Genomic DNA, 22,083 nt, shown 5'->3' with positions numbered 1-22,083 from the left:
TTAAATCTCTTCCAATGCTCTTGCCGTTAGAGGTTTCCCTATAAACTGGGCAACAAGGTCATTGCTCTCCACCTTCTTTAGGTCGTTTGGGTCAAGAGACGAAGATAACATATAAATCTTTAAATCAGAATAAAATTCCTGCTTTATTTGATCGAGCTGTCTAATGAATTCAAAGCCATCCATGCCCGGCATTCTGATGTCAAGGAAGATTACTTCCGGGGGATTTTTTTTCTTGAAGGACTGTACTAAATATTCCATGGCCTTAAATGGTGAGTCAATTACCGTAATGCTTTCGGCGAAATTACTCCCCTCAAGGATCTTGCGATTGATGAGGTTATCTATGTAACTATCATCTATCAGTAATACCGACTTATATCTGAATTCTTCCATTTTTTGAGCTATAGGGCTATGGACTAATAGCAATCAGCCCAAAGTATACGAGATAAGCCCAAAAAAGGTTTCAAAAAAAGAGAAACTGATCAAAATATGTAAACTTTCACATCACAATTGCCTGTTTTTCTTATAGATCCAGGTTCCCGGCTAACTCTTTTAATGCGATTTCGGCTGCTTTGGCCTGATATTGTGCTCCTGTAAATCGCACATTGGCGTCGAGGTAATTTCGTTGTGCTTCACGGAACTCTACGGGTGTAACGCTTCCCAGCCTGAATTTAGCCAGCGTAATGTCCATATTCTGCTTTGCTACATCCTGATTGCTTTTTTCAAGCTTTACCAGCTCAAGGTTGGTTTGATATGTTTGATATGCCGATAGCAGCTGTGCATTTATATTCTGCTTCTGACGTTCATATTCGAGGTTGGCATTGTCAATCTGTATCTCCGCGTTCTTCTCGTAACGTCTTTGCAAAAAACCGTTAAATATATTTACAGAGGCTGTGACGCCATAAGTTAGTCCTCTGCCTCTCGAATCTCTCGCAAATCCGAGTTCGGAATGTGATCGTGAGAAGTTGTATCCCGTAGCTAAGCCTATTACCGGATAGCGGTTCGCCTTTACCTGTTTGAGATTAAGCCGGGCAATCCGTTCGTTGATGAAAGCTGTTTGTATTGCAGGGTTTTGCTGCGACGATAATTGTTGTAAGCGGTCATATTGAAGCTGATTGTCGACTGCAATGGTGTCGGTGACATCAAAGGGCGTATTGACGTCACGGGCCAGCAGCTCGTTTAACGTGATCTTTGCTGATCGCACATAGTCCCGCTGTCTCAGGAGATTCGTCGTGTCGGTGTTCAGGTCGACTGTTGCTGTTAGCACTTCAAGTTTTGCTGCCTTGCCTATTTTATAGCGGTTCTGAGCCGTGGTTAACCGCAGGCGGGAGATGGCAACCGCTGTGTCGGTAGCGCTGAGCTCCTGTTTAAGCCTGACCAGGTTATAGTAGTTGTTGATGACTTCGGATACTGTATTGAGTACCGTTGCCCTCATGTTTGTTTCGCCTAGCTTCTTAAGTTCTTTTAGTTCGTCGTAGATCGAGAACATAGCGAAGCCATCGAAGACCGTCCAGTTAAGGCTTACCCCATAGCTGGTACTTGAATTGCGGGCACGGTCTAATTCTCTTACAGATCCGTCGGCCTGCGTCTGGCTGCTGTTCTGTATGGACGAATTGTTATTCAGGTTTCCCGTTACGGCGGGAAGCATCCCCGCTTCGGCCAGGTTAACGTTATTCGCGCTGATTGCAGCGTTGTTTTTGGATAGCCGGATGTTGTAATTATTCTCAAGGGCGATCTTCACGGCATCCTCGAGGGTTAATAGTTGTTGTGCTTCTGTAGTCAGTCCAAAAAGCAGGAAGACTAAAAGTAAGCCGCTATATGTGAAATAGCTTTTGGCTGTTAGCAATTGGCAGTTGGCCATGTTTAATGTTTTATATTTTCTCAATTCTAATTGTACTAGTTGTTGGCTGTTAGTAATTGACTATTAGCATTCAGTTCCTAAATACCCAATTGCTAATAGCTAATCGCCAACAGCCAAAAATCAGAAGCTTGCTTCTGATTTTTCAAATGCTTCTATTTTCTCCTGCTCTTGGTTCGTTTTACGTTTCCTTGACCACATGGCATAAATGGCGGGAATCACAAATAATGTAAGGACGAGAGAGAAAATAGTTCCTCCTACAATCACGATCCCCATTCCCATCCGGCTCTGCGCAGCGGCGCCAAGGGCAAGGGCAATGGGTAATGCGCCTAATGCAATGGCAAGGCTTGTCATCAGGATAGGCCTTAACCGTGCTTCGGCTGCTTCGATAATAGCCGTCATTTTTGGTTTCCCTTGCTCGCGCAGCTTATTCGCAAATTCAACGATCAGGATCCCATTCTTGGTGACTAAACCAATGAGCATGATGGTACCTATCTGGCTGAATATATTCCATGTCTGACCGGTGAGCCATAGAGAAAGCATCGCTCCTGCTACAGCCATTGGAACTGTTAATATGATGATGAGTGGGTCGACGAAACTTTCAAACTGCGCTGCCAGAATAAGATAGATCAGCAGAAGCGCCAGTCCGAATGCAAACATTGTATTGGAGCCACTTTCAACGAAGTCGCGTGATTCGCCGCCAAGATCCGTTGAGAAGGTTTCATCTAAAACTTTATCAGCTATCCTTTCCATTGCTTCGATTCCGTCGCCCATACTTTTACCAGGCGCCAGTCCGGCCGAAACAGTGGCAGATAGGTACCGGTTATTATGATATAGCTGTGGCGGGCTGCTCTGCTCTTTCATGGTAACCAGGTTGTCCAGCTGGATGAGCTGGCCTGTATTGCTTCTGACGAAGATGGAAGTAAGGTCCAGCGGATCGTCCCTGTCGGCTTTATCGAACTGGCCTATCACCTGGTATTGCCGTCCGCTCATCATAAAGTAGGCGAACCTCTGACCGCTAAGCGACAGCTGCAGGGTTTGAGCTACATCGATAACCGACACTCCCAGGCTTTGGGCTTTGTCGCGGTCAATGGATATATTTATTTCCGGCCGGTTGAACTTCAGGTCGATATCACTTACTGTAAATGTTGGATCCTTAGAAACCTCGTCCATAAATTGGGGCACTTTCTGCTCTAGCTTTTGAAAGTTGGGCGCCTGGATAATGAACTGAACCGGAAGTCCCCCGCGCCGGTTTACCGAGATAGTTGGTTGCTGTGTGACGAGGATTTTTCCTTCACTAAACCGTCGGGTCATTTTTGTCAGTTTTTGAGCAATATCCTTTTGCGACATCTCGCGTTCATCGGGTTGTACAAGCCTTATCAGCATTCTGCCGCTATTGACGGATGCCGAGCCGAAGCCAGGAGACGTCATTATGAGGTTAATTCTTTTCTCGGGTATAGAATCATTTACGAGTTTAGTCAGCTCCTTCATGTAGCGGTCCATATACTCGAACGAAGCGCCTTCGGGAGCGCTGACAACGGTTCTTAAGTAGCTCCTGTCGTCATACGGCGCCGTTTCTTTCTGAAGGATTGTGTAGAACAGGCCAATGAGGCCGAGGCAACCTAACAGAATAGGAAAGCTAAGCCATTTTCTTTTCATGAATTTTTCAAGGGCGCGGGCATAGCCCTTGTTCATTTTTTCGAAATAAGGTTCTGTGATTTCGTAGAACCTTGATTTTTTATGCGTCCCGCCCTTCATGAGATAGGCATTCAGCATCGGTGTCAGCGTTAATGAAACGAATGCCGATATCAGCACCGCTGCTCCTATCACTACTCCAAACTCGCGGAACAGTCGCCCTACGAAGCCTTCAAGAAATATCACCGGAAGGAATACGGCTGCCAGCGTGATGGAAATAGAGATTACTGCCATGAAGATCTCATTGGAACCCTTAATGGCCGCTTCTATGGGCGACATGCCCTCTTCTACCTTTTTAAAGATATTCTCGGTCACCACAATCCCGTCGTCAACTACCAGTCCGGTTGCCAGCACGATGGCGAGCAGCGTCAGCACGTTCACTGAAAATCCCATCAGGTACATGATGAAGAAGGTTGCGATAAGCGACACCGGTATATCGATCAATGGCCTGAATGCGATGCCCCAGTCGCGGAAGAAGAGGTAAATGATGAGGATAACGAGTATCAGGGCTATCAGGATGGTTTCTGCTACTTCGGTTACCGACTGTTTGATGAACAGTGTATTGTCAATGGCTATATCCAGCTTAATGTCGTCGGGCAGCTCTTTTTTTAATTGCTCAAAGCGTTCTTTGAAAGCTGAAGCAATCTCAAGATAGTTAGTTCCCGGCTGCGGAATAACGGCAAGGCCTACCATTGGTTCGCCCGACTGGGTCATCTGGGTTTCCAGATTTTCAGGTCCCAGCGTGGCGTGGCCGATGTCGCTGAAACGAATGATCTTGTCACCCTGCGTGCGTACTATAAGGTTGTTAAACTGTTCAGCGCTCGATAGATTCCCCAGGGTTCTCACGCTCAGTTCGGTATTCGCACCCGTTACTTTGCCGGAAGGCAGTTCCACATTTTCCCGTGTCAGCGCAGTCCTGATGTCTGATACTGTAAGTCCGTAGGACGCCAGCTTCATCGGGTCGATCCAAAGCCGCATGGCATATCTCTTTTGTCCCCATATCTGCACACTGCTCACACCGGGTATCGTCTGGATCCTTTGAGATATGACGTTCTCCGCATAGTCACTCAAAGCAAGCTGGTCCCGTTTATTGCTCTGAACGGTCATTGTCATAATGGGATCAGAGTCGGCGTCAGCTTTTGAAACAACAGGAGGCGCGTCAATATCCTGCGGAAGACTTCTGGTTGCTTGCGATACTTTATCCCTTACATCATTTGCAGCTTCCTCAAGGTTCTTTTCGAGGTTAAACTCAATGCTGATATTGCTTGATCCCTGATTACTGGATGAGGTGATATTTCGTATTCCGTCAATTGAATTGATCGATTTTTCGAGTGGTTCTGTGATCTGCGACTCAATTATATCAGGATTCGCTCCCGAATAGCTGGTACGCACTGATATAATCGCCGGATCGATGGAAGGGTATTCCCGTACTCCCAAAAAAGTATATCCAATAATCCCAAATAAGATCAGGATCAGGTTCATTACGATTGTAAGGACCGGCCGTTTTATACTTGTTGTTGATAAACTCATAAGTTCCTCTTATTTCCGGCCGGTGATAACCTTTACCGGACTTCCTTCCTTTAATGTCATGATCCCTGTAGTAAGGACAGTATCGCCTTCTTTCAATCCTGTTGTTACCAGGATATCTTTCTCTGTCCGGGAGGAGGTTTCGATCACTACTTCTTTTGCTTTCCCGTTTTGAGAGGTAAATACTTTTTTGCCGTTCTGCACCGGAATAACGGATTGCGTAGGGATCAGGATGGCGTTCTCAATGGTATTGAGAGGCAGCTGAATATTGGCGAATGATCCCGGAATAAGCGATCCGTCGGGGTTAGCCGCTCTTGCCCGCAACTGAAGAGTGCGGGTGCTTGCTTCCACCTGTGGTTCTATTGCGTACACCGTTGCCGTATGTTTTTCGTTCGAACCTGATAATGTGAATGTTAGTTTGGTGTTGTTCCTCACCATGGTGGAGTACTTTTCGGGTACAGAAAAGGTGATCTTCACAGGGTTTATATTAACCAGACTGGTGACAACGGTTGTTGGTGTTAGATATTCTCCCTGTGATACAGATCGAAGGCCGATTTTACCACTGAAGGGCGCTCTGATCACGGTTTTAGCTAATTGCGCCCTGATCAACTGGGTTTGTGCTTTTAAAGCACGGTAATCGGCAAGCGCTACATCGTATTCCTCCCGGCTGATGGCTTCCTTTTCAAGCAGAAGCTGTGCCCGTCTTTCGGTTTCGGCGGCGAGGTTTTCTCTCGTCAGTGCCTGCGCAAGCTGAGCCCTGAGTTCCGAATCGTCTATTCTTAATAAAACCTGTCCTTTAGAAACGTTTGTTCCTTCTTTAAAAGAGATGCTTCGGATGATGCCCTGTACCTCACTTCTGATCTGTACCTGCTCGTTTGCGTCTACAGAACCTGTAACGGTAAGGCTGTTCGCGAATCGAACGGGGCTTACAACTATGCCATTGACGGTCATGGGCTTTTGCGATGCTCCTCCCTGAGGCGGACCACCAGCTGATTGTTCTACTCCGCTATTCTTTTTTATCCGATAGAATATGAGATAGCCAAGACCAATGATCAGTAAAGCATAAATAATATATTTTGTTTTCATTGTGATTTAAGTGGTTCGATCGTTTTATTACCGCCGGAAAGCCTGGTTCTGGTAACATAAAAAAAGACTTGCGTCTTATTTTAGAACTGCAAAAATACTATGTAAGTGTGTTTTTTAATAGGTGTATCAAGGATTTTACTATAGTAGCTGTCAGAAATCAGTCGTCAGTATTCTGTCATCTGCATTCAGAAATCAGTAATGGGCTTCTTTAAGTCCTGGTTTCTTTTAGCTAATAGCCGATTGCTGATTTCTAACGGCTTTTATCATCATTTTCATTTACTTTTGCGGCAGACTATGAACAGGTACTTTTGTTTTGCTTTGATTTTTATGATATCGTCGTTTAATGGGTTGATCGCTCAACCTGGAATCTCTTTTCAAATATCTTTTACCGAGCCACAGGCACATTATGCCGACGTGGAAATGCAGATTTCTGGTAATAAAAGTGATTTTATTGATTTGAAAATGCCGGTATGGGCTCCGGGGTCTTATCTGGTAAGGGAGTTTGCAAAGAACGTAGAGGGCTTTTATGCTAAGGGGGCGGATAATGCTCCTCTGAAAGTTCAGAAGCTTGATAAGAATACATGGCGAATTGCCGCAAAGGGTAAAGAGGGCATCAAAGCCGGGTATCGTGTGTATGCGTTTGAAATATCGGTAAGGACGAGCTTTATTGATGAGTCGCATGCCTTTTTGTCGCCCACAGGAATATTTATGTATGTTGACGGGCTTATTAATCAGCCGGCAACAGTAAGCATTAATCCTCATGTTGACTGGAAAAAAATATCTACCGGTCTTGATGCGGTAAAGGGAAAGAAGAATACGTTCTACGCCGAAAATTTTGATGTCCTGTACGACTCTCCTATTGAAGTTGGCAATCAGGATGTATTTGAGTTTGAGGCTGCCGGGGTGAAACATGAAGTGGCTATGTATGGCGGAGGTAACTACGACAAGGAAAAATTGTCGGCAGACATGGCTTTAATCATCGAAACGGAGACTGAGATTTTTAAGGAAAACCCGAATAAGCGGTATGTTTTTATTGTTCATAATTTTCAGAATGGAGGAGGTGGTTTAGAGCATCTTAATTCAACTGTTCTTGGCGCTTCACGTCTGGGATATAAATCAGAAAAGAGCTATAAGGGCTTTCTTGGTTTGGTAGCGCACGAATATTTTCACCTCTGGAACGTGAAGAGGCTGCGTCCGCAGGCCTTAGGGCCTTTTGACTACGACACTGAGAACTATACTACGGATCTGTGGATTGCCGAAGGGTTTACTGCCTATTACGATAACCTTATGCTCCGGAGAGCGGAGTTTTATTCTCCTGAAAAGTACCTGGAAGTACTTTGCGAAGATATTAAAGTGGTGGAGAATCAGCCGGGGAGTAAAATACAGCCAGTGAGTGAATCAAGCTTCGACGCCTGGATAAAGTATTACCGCCCCAACGAGAACTCAAGGAATTCTACTATATCGTACTATAATAAAGGGGCCCTGCTCGGCATGATACTCGACCTGGAGATATTGAACGCGACAAAAGCTGCTAAAGGCCTGGACGATGTTATGAAAGCTATGTACGACGAATACTATATCAGGCAAAAAAGGGGCTATACTGGCGACGAGTTCAAAGCGATGGCCGAGAAAATAGCAGGTATCTCTCTAGATAATTTTTACAGGGATTATGTACATGGCACTTCGCCTATTAACTATAATGTACATCTCGGACATGCCGGCTTAAGTCTTGTGAATGAGAACGCGGGAAGCAATGTGCCTTCTTTGGGTATCACTGCGTCGCAAAAAGAGGGCAAGTTAATAGTGAGTTCGGTAACAAGAGGAGGATCTGCCTGGATCGGCGGACTGAGTGTAAATGACGAAATAATTGCGGTTGACGGCTACCGGGTTAACGGCACTACTGATGCCTTACGTACTACCGACCTTGACAAGATCATTGCATCGGGAAAAGTTGGCGATAAGATCAGCGTTATTATTTCGCGGGATGGTCTATTGAAAACCATAGAGCTGACGTTGACTCCTGATACGAATGGCAAGTTCCGTATTGAAGCGGATAAGAATGCGACAGCAGAGCAACTGGCAGTCAGGAAGAAGTGGCTGAAGCTTTGACAATTGACAATTGAGAACGGACAGTTGAGGATGATGGCTTATACTGTCGAAAAATTGAATTCCGGTTAAAAACACCTAACTTCGCTATATGACAAAATTTGCTGAGGATTTTCAGGGAGCATCAGAGGAGAAAGCATTTGATCTGGATCATCGCCGTATCATTAATTTCAATATCGGAAGGTATCATACAGCGGTTGAGAGGGGTTTGTCAAAGCTTGTGAATCTTGAAGCATCGAAGAGGAAGGCGCATGTGATCAAGTGGAAGGTGATGGAAAACCTTGATAAGCTGCTGCCTGAATTTGAAGCAAACTTTCAGAGAAGAGGCGGGAAGGTTATCTGGGCCAATGATGCAGAAGAAGCTACAGAAGAGATCTTAAAGATTGTCCGCCGGTCTGGTGCAAAGACGGTTATAAAATCTAAATCGATGACTACAGAAGAAATTCATTTGAATGAATTTCTGGAAGAACATCACATTGAATCGATTGAAAGTGATTTGGGCGAGTATATCGTTCAGTTGCTTGGCCAGAAGCCATACCATATTGTTACTCCTGCTATGCATCTTAGCAAGGAAGATATCGCAAAACTTTTTCATGAGAAGTTTGGTACGCCTCCTGATGCAACTCCTGAGCAGCTTACGCTTAAAGCCAGGGAACTTCTGCGTGAAAAATATACCTCAGCAGATATAGGCATTACTGGTGCGAATTTTTTGATAGCCGATACAGGAAGTATTTCGTTGACAGAGAATGAAGGAAACGCGAGGCTCTCAACTACGTTCCCTAAGATACATATTGCCATAGCGGGGATAGAAAAACTCATTCCTTCTATTTCAGACCTCGACCTGTTCCTTCCTCTTTTATCGACTCATGGTACGGGACAGAATCTCACTGTTTATAACACCATACTGGGTGGACCGCGGCAGGAAGGTGAAACAGACGGCCCGGAAGAGATGTATGTGATCTTGCTCGATAACGGACGGACTGAGCTCTTAGCTCACAAAGAGCAACGGCAGGGTTTGTATTGTATACGTTGCGGCGCCTGCTTGAATGCCTGCCCGGTTTATAAAAATGTTGGAGGGCATACCTATCAGACTACCTATAGCGGCCCAATAGGCTCTGTTATTACTCCCCATTTTAAAGGGATGGAGGAGTTTAAACATCTTAGCTACGCTTCAAGCCTTTGCGGAAAGTGCACCGAAGTTTGCCCTGTCAAAATAGATATTCATAAAATGCTTCTTCTGAACCGCCGGGATGCTGTGAAGGAGGGACTTAGTCCCAAAGCGGAAACACTTGGTTGGAAAGGATGGAAGCGCGCCATGCTTAAAAGAAGCTGGATGGATATGGTAGGGGGTAAGATGAAAAACCTCATCTTAAAAACCTTTTTCAAAAAGAGCTGGGGTAAATACCGGGATATGCCTGAGGTTGCCGAAAAGTCCTTCAGCAAGCAGTGGAAAGAAGGAAGAGGAAAGAGGTGAGTTATGGGTTGCGGGTTGCAGGTTATGGGATGTGGGTTCAGAGTTGAGTGTTCTGGGTTATGAATTATGGGTTATGAATTAAAGCTAAGCGTCATAATGTATTGTTCTGCCTATATCGTTGAATATAGCCTGTATGTAAGCAAAGTTTCTCAGTTCGTTGAAAAAAATCTTGTAGCATAAGGAGAACAGTATTTATATTTGACGAAAATATAAATTAATATGAAAAAAGTTTTCCTAAGCCTCTCCTTGCTGTTCGTAATGGGAGCTGTATTCGGACAGGAAGTTAAGTACGGATTAAAAGCCGGTGTTAACTTTGCAAATCAAACATTTAGCAGCAGCGGAATGAGCGTTTCGCTATCTTCTCTCACCTCCTTTCATTTTCATGGCTTTGTAGATTATGGGGTTTCTCCTAATTTCTCAATTCAACCAGGTATTGGCGTTTCAGGAAAAGGATTTAAGAGTGATTCTGGCGAAGAGGAAGCTGAGGTCAACGTCATGTACCTTGATATTCCTGTTAATGCATTGGCAAAGTTTCCAGTTTCCTTTGGTAAAATATTTCTGGGTGGCGGGCCTTACGCAGGAGTAAAGCTTTCTGAGAAATATAAGCTGGACGGCGAGAGCCTGGATGAAGATGAGTCTTCTTTTAATACTGCAGATTTTGGCGTTAATTTTCTTGGAGGCTTAGAGTTTAGCAATGGCCTTACGCTTAATGCCAATTATGGACTTGGGCTTATTAATGTTATGAAGGAGTCTGAACTTGCTGATGTTACAGCCAAGAATAAAGTGTTCTCGATATCTGTAGGATTTCTATTCTAGGATACACAATGAATTATTCATATAAAGCAAAAAGGCTCCCCCAGGGAGCCTTTTTGCTTTATATGATATCTGGCTATTTTTAACGGACCTTTGCCTGTTTACTACCCTATATACGTCAACTCATAATCCATAACCCATAATTCCTAACGCACAACCTTCAACCTCGATCTTACAACCTTCAACATACAACCCGCAACAAGCCTCCTACAACCCGCAACACACATCCTGTATCCCACATCCTAATTAAACTTTATTTGCGCTTTCCTTATAGAATTGTAGTTTTGTTACTTCCCAATATAGATTATAATGGACAAATTAAATCGAAAGAAGGATGCCCTGGATTATCACTCCCAGGGGCGTCCTGGTAAGATCCAGGTATTACCAACTAAACCTACAAATTCTCAGCGCGACCTTACATTGGCTTACTCACCCGGAGTAGCTGAACCTTGTTTGAAAATTGCTGAAAATAAAGATGATGTTTATAAATATACCGCTAAAGGAAATCTCGTAGCAGTTATTAGTAATGGTACGGCTGTATTAGGCCTGGGCGACATAGGCCCTGAAGCTGGTAAGCCGGTAATGGAGGGCAAAGGACTTCTTTTTAAAATCTTTGCGGATATCGACGTATTCGATCTTGAGCTGAACACTAAGAGCGTCGACGAGTTCGTCACCATTGTAAAAGCTCTTGAGCCCACCTTCGGAGGTATTAACCTGGAGGATATTAAAGCGCCTGAATGCTTTGAAATTGAACGGCGGCTTAAAGAAGAGATGAGCATTCCGGTAATGCATGATGATCAGCATGGCACTGCCATTATCTCTGCCGCAGCATTGCTAAACGCCTGTGAGCTACAGAAGAAGAAGCTCGAGAAGGTTAAAATAGTAGTGAACGGAGCTGGTGCGGCTGCGATCTCTTGTTCCAGGTTGTATGTAAGCCTGGGGGCACGGAAAGAGAATATTGTCATGATCGACCGTACAGGTGTGATCAGGAGAGACAGGGCAAAACTGGATCCTTTAAAAGCTGAGTTTGCAACCGACAGAGATATATATACTCTGGATGAAGCAATGAAAGATGCCGACGTGTTTATCGGCCTTTCTGCTGCCGACGTTCTTTCGCCGGATTCTTTAAAGGGGATGGCAAAAAACCCTATTGTTTTTGCAATGGCTAACCCTAATCCTGAGATCGCTTACGAGCTTGCTATTGCGGCGCGTAAAGATATCATCATGGCTACGGGTCGCTCTGATTATCCCAACCAGGTAAACAACGTACTAGGCTTCCCTTATATCTTCAGGGGTGCGATGGATGTACGGGCTGTTACGATTAACGAGGAGATGAAGATTGCTGCGGTTAAAGCTATCGCAGACATGGCTAAGAAGCCTGTCCCTGAGGCTGTAATGCTTGCTTATAATTTGCAGAACTTGAAGTTTGGCAAGGAGTATATTATCCCTAAGCCTATGGATCCCCGTTTAATTACTTCGGTCTCCCCCGCAGTGGCAAGAGCAGCAATGGAGTCGGGAGTGGCACGCGCTGCAATAACCGACTGGGACGCCTATACAGAAGAACTCGGCAGAAGGTTGGGCGGTGAAGATGCCTTGCTCAGAACGTTAAGTAACAGGGCTAAATCTAATCCAAAGAAAGTGGTGTTCGCCGAGGCAGATCATCATAAAATATTGAAGGCAGTTCAGATCGTTAAAGAAGACGGTATCGCTATTCCTATCCTCCTTGGCAACAGGAAGAAAATACAGGATATAATTGAAGAGCACTCCCTCGACCTTAACGGAGTCCAGATTATAGATCCCCTGGAGGAAACGGAAATGCTGGATCAATACGCGAATTTCTTGTTCGAGAAAAGACAGAGAAAGGGCGTCACTATCGCTAAGGCCATGGGTATGGTGAAGGACCGTAATTATTTCGGAGCATGTATGGTGCAGTTTGGAGCTGCGGACGCTCTGATTTCGGGACTTACTAAAGATTATGGGTCGACAGTACGGCCTGCTCTCCATATTATCGGTACAGAACCTGATGTTAGCAAAGTTGCCGGAATGTATATGATGCTAACTAAAAAGGGTCCTATCTTCTTCGGTGATACCACTGTAAATAAGAATCCGAACGTTGATGAACTTGTTGCTATAACCACGCTGATCGATCATTCAGTAAGGAAGTTTAATGTTAATCCGAGGATTGCTATCCTGTCGTATTCTAACTTTGGTTCTACGAAAGGAGGGGTGCCGGAAAAAACACGGGAAGCTGTCCGCATACTTCATGAGCAATATCCTCACATAACGGTCGATGGTGAAATGCAGGCTAACTTCGCCATTAACGAGTGTTTGCTGAAGGATAACTTCCCTTTCAGTAAACTTAGCGGTAATCCGGCTAATACTTTGGTATTCCCTAATCTTGAGTCTGGTAATATTTCATATAAGCTGCTACAGGAACTTGGCGGAGCCGAAGCTGTAGGGCCGATTCTTCTGGGTTTGAACAAGCCGGTACATATCCTTCAGATCGGCAGCTCGGTCCGTGAGATTGTGAATATGGTGACTATTGCGGTTGTTGATGTGCAGACTAAGGAGGAAGAGGCTGCCTCGGCCAAGGAAAAGAAAGGTGTTTTCGGGCTGGTAATGAATTGATAATTAGATTATGGTAAGATCTGCTTAAAGAATATGTACGCATATATTGACGGAAAACTTGTTTTTAAATGTGCCGCATATGTGATAATCGATGCCGGAGGCATTGGTTATCACATTAATATTTCGCTTAATACATATTCGAAATTGCCTGGTACCGAGCGATGTAAGTTGTATACATGGCTTCATGTTAAAGAAGATGCCCATACATTATACGGATTTTCAGATGAAGGAGAACGTCGTTTATTCCTTCATCTGATTTCTGTTTCTGGTATCGGTCCCGGCACGGGCAGGATGATCCTCTCATCCATCACGCCTGAGGAAATACAGGTTGCTATTGTAAAAGGCGACCTTTCGCAGATTAAGAAGATTAAAGGTATTGGCCCCAAAACTGCTCAACGCCTTATTCTTGAATTGCAGGATAAATTAAAAAAGGAAGGAATTGAAACCTTGACTGACATTCCGCAGTATAACACTGCAAAAGAGGAAGCATTGTCAGCTCTCGTCATGCTTGGGTTTTCTAAGAACGTGGCAGAGAAAGCTTTGGATAACGTATCTCAAACTCAAAAGGAACAGGGAAATCTATCTGTAGAGCAATTGATAAAGTCCGCTTTGAAAAATTTATAGAGTTTATCAGGGGATGTGAGACGAATATCTGCTATTTTCATATTTAGTATCTGTAGTGTTTTGTGTTTGTTGCAGCTGAAAGGATTTGCACAGCGCAGGACCGACAGTCTTCGGATACCATACCCATTTAAAGATACCAAAACTCTGGATCTGGATCCCGCACCGGGGTTTTATTTACAAAAGCCATCTAATATAAAGCGTAGTGTAGAATTCGACCCTGCAAGCCGTCGCTACATTATCCGGGAAATGATCGGTGATCGCCTGTATCGCCCGCCTCAATACCTCACCATTGAAGAATACGAGCGTTATGAAACCGAGCAGCTAAAGCGTGACTATTGGCGGCAGCTAACTGATACAGCTACTGCGAGGATGCAGCAAAATGGCCTTATCCCCTCCATCACGGTAAACAGTCGTGCCTTTGAACGTATTTTTGGGGGGTCTACGATCGACATAAGACCCCAGGGCTCTGCAGACCTTACCCTTTCGGGGAGGATAAACAAAAATGAAAACCCTCTTTTCAACGAACGGCAGCGAAAGCAAACGAACTTCGACTTTGATCAGCGTATACAGATGAACGTCACTGGTCAGATCGGTAAGAATTTTAAGCTGGGTACTAACTATAACACGGAGGCTCAGTTTGATTTTGAAAACCAGATGAAGCTGGATTATGCCGGGCAGCCTGATGATATTATCCAAAAGATTGAAGCCGGGAACGTAAGTCTTCCGCTAAATTCGACTTTGATCAGCGGTAGCCAGGCTTTATTTGGTATAAAAACGCAGCTGCAGTTTGGCAAGCTGAATGTTACCAGTATTTTTTCTCAGCAGAAGTCGCAGCAAAAGGAGATTACCATTACTAACGGATCGCAGCAGAATGAATTCAGGATCAGCGCTGACAGCTACGAAGTGAACAAGCATTTTTTCCTGGCTCAATACTTCAGACAAAACTATAATCAGGCACTTCAAAGCCTGCCGCTTATCCGGTCGAACATCAATATCACCCAAATTGAGGTGTGGGTGACGAACAGAAATAATAGTACTACCGATTCGAGGGATGTGCTGGCGCTGATGGATTTAGGTGAGTCCAATCCATTTGATAACAGGCAGTTGAGAAGTGGCGGATCTGTCTTGCCCGCCGCCGGTCCGGTAGGTGATCCTGCTTTTCTTCAACAATCCAATAACCTGCTGCAGAACTTACTGAATTATTCAGCTCAGGTGCGCAACACCAATTCGAATGCGGTCACTGAATATTTTCAGGGCAATCGTGGAACCGACAATTATTCCAAGTTAACATATGCCCGTAAGCTTACCGACAGGGAGTTTACGTTAAACCCACGTCTCGGATATATCTCTTTGAACTTTGCGCTTAATGCTGATGAGGTCCTTGCAGTGGCGTTCAGATACAACTACAACGGCGTAGAATACCAGGTTGGAGAGTTTTCTTCCGATGTTCCGGTCGATCCGGCTAATCCAAGTATGCTGTTCGTAAAGCTTCTGAAAAACGAAATGCTTAAAACCAACCTGCCTACCTGGGACCTGATGATGAAGAATATTTACTCGTTGGGTGCTTACCAGATCAGCAGAAATGATTTTAATCTTAATATCTACAGACTTGATGAAAAGAGCGGTGTAGAAACTCCATCGGTGACAGAGGGCGTAAATACCAATGGGAAACGATGGCTCCAGTTAACTAATCTGGACAACCTGACCCAGAACGGGGATAAAGCCCCTGATGGTTATTTTGATTTTATAGAAGGCATCACAATAGATCCCCTGAACGGGAGGATCACATTTCCGCTGCTGGAGCCCTTCGGCTCTGATCTGGCGGCGAAATTCAATCCATCTGAAACGAACTTAAGAGATAAATATGTTTTCCAGCAGCTGTACGACCTTACAAGGGCTGACGCCCAGCAGTTATATCCTGGTCTCAACCGTTATATTATCCGCGGCACTTATCAATCGGAAGTAGGATCGGAGTTTCAGTTAAACGCGATTAATATTCCGGCGGGATCCGTGCAGGTAACAGCGGGAACCCTGCCTTTGGTGGAAGGTACAGACTTTACGGTGGATTACAATATTGGCCGTGTGCGGATACTCAATCAGGCTCTGCTCAATTCAGGTCAGCCTATTCGGATTAAGCTGGAAAATAGTGAACTTTTTGGCCTTCAGCAGCGGTCGCTTTTTGGAACTCACCTGGATTACAGGGTGAACAATAAGCTAAACCTGGGAGGTACAATCATGAACCTCACGGAGAAGCCACTGACAGCCAAGGTGAACATTGGAGAAGAGCCGATCTCGAATACCATGTGGGGGCTGGATGCCAATTACAGTTCCGACTCGCGACTGTTGACACGACTGGTAGATAAGATCCCTTTTATCGAAACGAAGGAACCCTCTTCTTTGACGTTTTCGGGTGAGTTTGCAAATCTTATTCCCGGACATCCCCGCTCGCTGAACTTCGCGGGCAGCAAGAATGGGGTGAGTTATCTGGATGATTTCGAGGGCAGCAGGTCGGTTATTGATCTAAAAAGTGCTGTCGCCTGGCAAATCTCGGGTACTCCCGTTACGTCGAACAATCTCTTTCCAGAGGCGGCATTAAGCAATGATCTTGCATACGGGTATAATCGTGCCCGGCTTGCATTCTATAATATAGATCCGATATTTTTTAACAGGAATAACTCGCTTGCTCCAGCCAACATTCGCAACAATCGCAATGAGCAGTCGAACCACTATGTACGTGAAGTGCTTGAGCAGGAGGTGTTTCCGTTGAAACAATCGGTTACCGGCCAGCCATTAACACTGCCTACTTTGGATCTTACTTATTATCCGAATGTAAGGGGGCCTTATAATTATACGACATCAGGAGTGAATCCCGATGGAACACTCTCTAATCCTAAGAATCGCTGGGGTGGAATATTTCGAAAGTTAGAGACGACCGATTTTGAAGCGCTCAATATTGAATTTATAGAGTTTTGGGTACTCGATCCGTTTATATATAAGCCTGACTCACCGGGAGGTGATCTGTATTTTAACCTTGGAAATATCTCGGAAGATATCTTAAAAGATGGCAGGAAATCGCTGGAGAACGGACTTGCTCCGGATGGCGACCCTTCGCGCACCGACGAGACCGTATGGGGCAGAGTGCCTAAGCTTCAGCCGGTAATTCAGGCTTTTGATAATAATCCGCAGTCCAGACAATTTCAGGATGCCGGACTTGAGGGTTTGACCGACGCCGACGAGCGCCAGCACTTTTCGGGTTTCCTTAACCAGGTACGGGGACAGCTTAGTTCGCAGGCTGCTGAAGAAATAAACAATGACCCGTCGTCTGATAACTATCGCTATTTCAGGGGAGGTGATATCGAAAATAGTAATGCGGGAATACTGAAGCGCTATGAAAGATATAACGGCACGGAATCTAACTCTAAAACTTCAGCTCAGTCGCTTGCCGAAACCGGCGTAGAAAATTCAGCAGCGACTCCTCTTCCTGATGGGGAGGACGTGAACCGTGATAATAATATGTCGCTTACCGACGAGTTTTACGAATATAAAGTCTCTATTCGTCCACGTGATATGGTTGTCGGTCAGAATTTTATCACCGATAAAGTTACCTCCAGCGTGAAGCTGGCGAATGGCAGCACCCAGCAGGTTTCATGGTATCAGTTAAGGATTCCTATATCGCAGTTCCAGGGAAAAATAGGCAACATTGAAGACTTTAAATCCATCCGGTTTATCAGGATGTTTATGACCAATTTCGCTGATACCGCAGTGCTTCGCATGGGCCGGCTTCAGTTGGTTAGAGGTGAGTGGCGGAGGTATAACGCTTCTAACCAGTCGCAGGATGTGATCGTTGATCCGGCTTTAGGATCCCGCACGCCGGATAATTCTACACTGGATGTTAGCGCTATCAATATTGAAGAGAATGGAAAAAGATCTCCCATTCCATATGTTGTTCCCCCCGGTATTGAAAGGGAGCGAGATCTGAGTAATTACAGGGGCGAAACGCAGCAAAACGAGCAATCACTCGCTGTGGCTGTTTCAAATCTTCGCGACGGTTATTCCCGTGCGGCGTTTAAGAATAGCTATAACGACTTCAGGTCGTATAAAAAGCTCGAAATGTTTATCCATGCTGAAGGGGAACAAATAAGAGACAATGATGTTCATGCAATCATCCGGCTTGGTGCCGATTCAAGGGATAATTATTATGAGTACGAAATTCCATTGAAAGTTACCAGTCCCGGTACGGCGGATCCCTATTCAATATGGCCGGATAAAAATAAGCTTGACCTTGAACTTAAAAAATTGCAGATGGCCAAGGCTGCAAGAAATGAGGCGATGTGGCCGGAGAACAAGCCCTTTGCATACAAGGATGGTGATAATACTATTTATGTAATGGGACAACCCGATCTGAGCAAAGTGCGCGTGTACATGCTTGGTGTTCGCAATCCTTTGCGTAATGACGCAACACCAGCCGGAGACGACGGACTTGATAAAAGTGCGCAGGTGTGGTTTAACGAGCTTCGGCTTACCGAGTTCGATGAACGCGGGGGATGGGCGGCAACAGCCCGGATGAATGCTAAGCTTGCTGATTTTGCCGATGTCACTGTTTCGGGTAGCAAAAGTACTGTGGGATTTGGTTCTATTGACAAACGGGTGAGCGAACGAAACCGTTCGGATGACCGCTTCTTTGATCTGTCGACTAATGTGGAACTGGGTAAGTTCTTTCCTGAACGGTCGGGGATAAAGATTCCGATGTTTTTTAACTTCTCTTCGCAGAGGAGTATCCCACAGTTTGATCCCCGCTCGCAGGATATTGAGCTGGAATACAGCCTGGCAAATCTTTCAAAAGCTAAACGGGATTCGATACATCATATAGTCGATGATTATACACAGCGGAGAAGTATCAATTTTACCAACGTGAGAAAGATTAGAACGGATCCAGAAGAAAAGAGTCATCTGTGGGATATAGAGAATTTCAGTGCGAGTTACGCTTTCACAGAGTATGATCACCGTGACTTTATCAATGAACTGTCATTGCAGAAAACTTACAGGGCCGGGCTCGCTTACAATTATAATGGAAAGCCTAAGAACTATGCACCTTTTGCAAAGATTATCAAGTCGAATGTTTTAGCATTGTTGCGTGACTTTAATTTTAACTTAATGCCTTCGGTGATCAATTTCAGGATTGATGTCGACAGGTTGTATTCTGAAAATACACTTCGTGATAACAGTCCTGACAACTTTATAAGAACGACCTATAATAAAAACTTCCAGATGAGTCGTCTTTATGGCATCAGCTGGAATCTCACACGTTCTATGCAAATTGATTTTAATGCTACCAATTACTCTGTGATAGACGAGCCGCAGGGAAAGATGGATAGACTTGCACGCGATACTGTATGGGAGAATCTGAAGAAACTGGGCCGTACGACAGATTACAGCCACAATCTTAATATAAACTATACACTTCCGATCAATAAGATCCCCGGGCTAAGCTGGACAAATGTAATTGCGAGATATGGTACTACCTTTAACTGGCGAACGGAACCGCTGGCAACGCTTAATGATCCAACTATTGATCTGGGCAACACTATTCAGAATACGCGCACCATTCAGCTGAATCCTACGCTGAATTTTACAAGCCTTTATAATAAATTCGGATTTGTAAGACGCGCAGGTGCTGACGGCAGTTCGTTTCTGGTAAATGCCTTAACCAGTATAAAAAGCATTACAGGAGCTTATACCCGCACGGAGGGGACCTTTTTGCCCGGGTATCTTCCGAAGACGAATTTGTTTGGATATGATTTCGATGCTGATGCTCCAGGCTGGGGATTTGTGTTCGGAAGCCAGAAAGATATTCGATGGAAGGCTATTGAAAGGGGCTGGATCAGCCGCGACAGCCTGCTGAACCAGTTATATATTACTACCAGAAAAGAAGATATTAACCTCCGCGGCAGAATTGAGCCGATACGTGATTTAACGATCGAGCTGACTGCTATGAAAAGCCAGAGTTTTAACTATTCGACCAATTTCAGGTTTAACGGTGAAAGTAGTGAATTTGAAAACCAGAGCCCGGTTACTACAGGCGACTTTAGCATTTCATATTTTTCGTTACGCACAGCATTTAAGGATTCGGGGGATGGCAAATCGAACCTTTTCAGAACCTTTGAACGGAACCGGCAGATCATATCGGAAAGGCTTGGGGCTATTAATCCCAACTCGAACGGAGAGCAGGATGGCTATGCCGATGGCTACGGGAAGAACTCTCAGGATGTCGTGGTTGCGTCGTTTATAGCCGCTTATTCAGGTCGCGATCCTCATACCATAAGTCTGAAACGTTTTCCGAAGATTCCGGTGCCTAACTGGAGGATTTCGTATAACGGACTTACGAAGTATGATCTCTTCAGCGACTTGTTCGCCTCTTTTGATATCACGCATACTTATCGATCTACATATAATGTAAACGGATTTAATTCATTGACGCGGTTCAGAGAAACCAATGGCTTTGTAAGCGTAAAAGACGCCAAGGGGAACTTTCTTCCGTATTATCAATTCTCGCAGGTGACGTTATTTGAACAGTTTGTTCCGCTATTTGGTGTAGATTTCAGGATGAAGAACAATGTTACTGCAAATTTTGAATACCGTAAAACGAGAGCTCTGAGCTTGAGTCTGGCAAATAGTCAGCTTGCCCAGCAAAGCGAAAACGGACTTGTATTCGGGCTTGGATACCGCACGAATCAGTTCCGCTTTCCATTCGGATTGTTCAACGGACGGAAGCTTAAGAACGACGTTAATTTTAAGGTCGATGTTGCCGTCGACGATCGCAAGACGGTGATCTACAGGGCTGATGTTGACGACGCAGAGGTATCATCGGGAGCTAAAAACATAACGCTTCGTCCTTCAGTAGATTATATTTTAAACCAGCGCTTGAACCTCCGCCTTTTCTATGACGGCAATATCACGAAGCCTTATACCTCTCAAACGTTTAACACTTCTTATAGTAACTTTGGTATTAACCTGAGGTTTATGATTCAGTAGGAGGTGTGTTGTGGGAAGTGAGTTGCGGGTTGCAGGAGGTGTGTTGCGGGAAAGTATCGGGTATCAAGATACAAGTATCAAGTATCAAGACACAAGTATCAAGACACAAGACACAAAGTGATCGCATGTGACAGGAGGTGAGTTGGGCAAGTATCAAGATACAAGTATCAGGTATCAAGACAAGTTGTGTGTTGCAGGATGTGAGTTGTGAGGGCAAGTATGAGGTAGCAAGATACAAGACACAGTTATCAAGACACAAAGTGGTTGAATGTGGCCGGAGGTGTGTTGCGGGCGAGTATCAGGTATTAAGACAAGTTGTGTGTTGCAGGTGTACTATGAGTAGTCTGCGAATTGTTGATTTCCAAAAGCTGACTGCTGATTGCTGACTGCTGAAAGCTTATTACGGCAAGTGCCGGATTTTCCTTGCTCAAATCCTTTGATAACAGTATTTTTGAAGCAAAAAGTATCATGAATTTTCCCCCTGACTTAAAGTATACCAAGGATCACGAATGGATCCGTTTAGAAGGCAGCGAAGCTTATGTTGGAATTACAGAGTTTGCCCAGCGCGAATTAGGCGATATTGTTTATATAGATATCAATACAGTGGGTCAGGAAGTGCCCCACAATGAGGTTTTTGGAACCGTTGAGGCCGTGAAGACAGTGTCTGACCTGTTTATGCCGGTAACAGGAACCATACTTGAAATCAATAGTCTTCTTGATTCTGCTCCGGAGCTGGTAAATCAGGACCCCTATGGAGATGGATGGATGGTAAAAGTATCGGTAAGCTCGGTATCTGATATTGAAACATTGCTGTCTGCAGAAGAATATAAAGCACAGGTAGGATTCTAATGACTAATACCTTAAAGCACCAGTACCTGACCATTATTTGGGCTGTTCTGGTGCTCATCCTATGCGATATACCTATGGATAGCACTGGTGGGGTACCGGTGTTTGAAGGTTTCGATAAGCTGGTTCATACTGGCTTCTTTTTTGTGTTGACGGTTTTCATGTTCTATGGCAAAATCAGGCAACAAAACAGCTATTCGTTTCGTATACTAAGTGTTTTGAAAATTTTCCTGATTGCAACGGCTTTCGGGGCGTTGATTGAATTGTTGCAATTGAAAGTATTTACCTATAGATCTGCTGATTGGTGGGATTTCTTTTGTGATGTCACGGGAGTTGGCATGGGAATCTTCAGTTATATTTTTCTACATAGAACACAAAATGCGAAATCTGTTTAAAC

The 22,083-nt window shown here is 44.6% G+C and carries 12 protein-coding genes; 8 read left to right on the top strand and 4 right to left on the bottom strand.

What is annotated here, in order from left to right; all coding sequences use genetic code 11:
• The 4 genes from BDE36_RS23135 to BDE36_RS23120 form a co-directional block, all read right to left on the bottom strand.
• Positions 1-390 (bottom strand): response regulator, encoded by a 390-nt coding sequence (locus BDE36_RS23135; RefSeq protein WP_128769941.1) that lies wholly within the window; start codon positions 388-390, stop codon positions 1-3.
• Positions 391-520: 130 nt separating this feature from the next.
• Complete coding sequence (locus BDE36_RS23130) at positions 521-1,858, bottom strand: TolC family protein (RefSeq protein WP_141816884.1); 1,338 nt, start codon at positions 1,856-1,858, stop codon at positions 521-523.
• A gap of 120 nt (positions 1,859-1,978) precedes the next feature.
• Positions 1,979-5,080 carry an efflux RND transporter permease subunit gene (locus tag BDE36_RS23125; protein ID WP_141816883.1) on the bottom strand — a complete coding sequence of 1,034 codons (3,102 nt, stop codon included), beginning with the start codon at positions 5,078-5,080 and terminating at the stop codon, positions 1,979-1,981.
• A 9-nt stretch (positions 5,081-5,089) separates the two neighbouring features.
• Positions 5,090-6,163: an efflux RND transporter periplasmic adaptor subunit gene (locus BDE36_RS23120; RefSeq protein WP_141816882.1), complete on the bottom strand. Its 1,074-nt coding sequence runs from the start codon at positions 6,161-6,163 to the stop codon at positions 5,090-5,092.
• Positions 6,164-6,490: 327 nt separating this feature from the next.
• On the opposite strand from BDE36_RS23120, the gene BDE36_RS23115 reads away from it, so the two are divergent.
• From BDE36_RS23115 to BDE36_RS23080, 8 genes are all read left to right on the top strand, one after another.
• Positions 6,491-8,272 carry a M61 family metallopeptidase gene (locus BDE36_RS23115; protein ID WP_235904250.1) on the top strand — a complete coding sequence of 594 codons (1,782 nt, stop codon included), beginning with the start codon at positions 6,491-6,493 and terminating at the stop codon, positions 8,270-8,272.
• 88 nt (positions 8,273-8,360) lie between these two features.
• A complete protein-coding gene (locus BDE36_RS23110) occupies positions 8,361-9,743 on the top strand; it encodes a LutB/LldF family L-lactate oxidation iron-sulfur protein (RefSeq protein ID WP_141816880.1) in 1,383 nt (460 codons plus the stop codon).
• Positions 9,744-9,962: 219 nt separating this feature from the next.
• On the top strand, positions 9,963-10,559 hold the full coding sequence (locus BDE36_RS23105; protein ID WP_141816879.1) for a porin family protein: 597 nt from the start codon (positions 9,963-9,965) through the stop codon (positions 10,557-10,559).
• A gap of 306 nt (positions 10,560-10,865) precedes the next feature.
• Positions 10,866-13,184, top strand: coding sequence for an NADP-dependent malic enzyme (locus BDE36_RS23100; protein ID WP_141816878.1), 2,319 nt, complete (start codon positions 10,866-10,868; stop codon positions 13,182-13,184).
• Between the two features lie 33 nt (positions 13,185-13,217).
• Entirely contained in the window at positions 13,218-13,808 is a 591-nt protein-coding gene (gene ruvA / locus BDE36_RS23095; protein ID WP_128769949.1) for a Holliday junction branch migration protein RuvA, read from the top strand.
• A 39-nt stretch (positions 13,809-13,847) separates the two neighbouring features.
• Positions 13,848-20,840 carry a T9SS outer membrane translocon Sov/SprA gene (gene sov, locus BDE36_RS23090; RefSeq protein WP_455550272.1) on the top strand — a complete coding sequence of 2,331 codons (6,993 nt, stop codon included), beginning with the start codon at positions 13,848-13,850 and terminating at the stop codon, positions 20,838-20,840.
• Positions 20,841-21,308: 468 nt separating this feature from the next.
• On the top strand, positions 21,309-21,689 hold the full coding sequence (gene gcvH / locus BDE36_RS23085) for a glycine cleavage system protein GcvH (RefSeq protein ID WP_141816876.1): 381 nt from the start codon (positions 21,309-21,311) through the stop codon (positions 21,687-21,689).
• Positions 21,689-22,081 (top strand): VanZ family protein, encoded by a 393-nt coding sequence (locus tag BDE36_RS23080; protein ID WP_141816875.1) that lies wholly within the window; start codon positions 21,689-21,691, stop codon positions 22,079-22,081. Before gcvH ends, BDE36_RS23080 begins: the two co-directional genes overlap by 1 nt.
• Positions 22,082-22,083 lie beyond the last annotated feature (2 nt).

It is taken from the genome of Arcticibacter tournemirensis, assembly GCF_006716645.1.
Taxonomy (GTDB): Bacteria; Bacteroidota; Bacteroidia; order Sphingobacteriales; family Sphingobacteriaceae; genus Arcticibacter; species Arcticibacter tournemirensis.
This window is presented reverse-complemented; position numbering and strand designations above follow the sequence as displayed.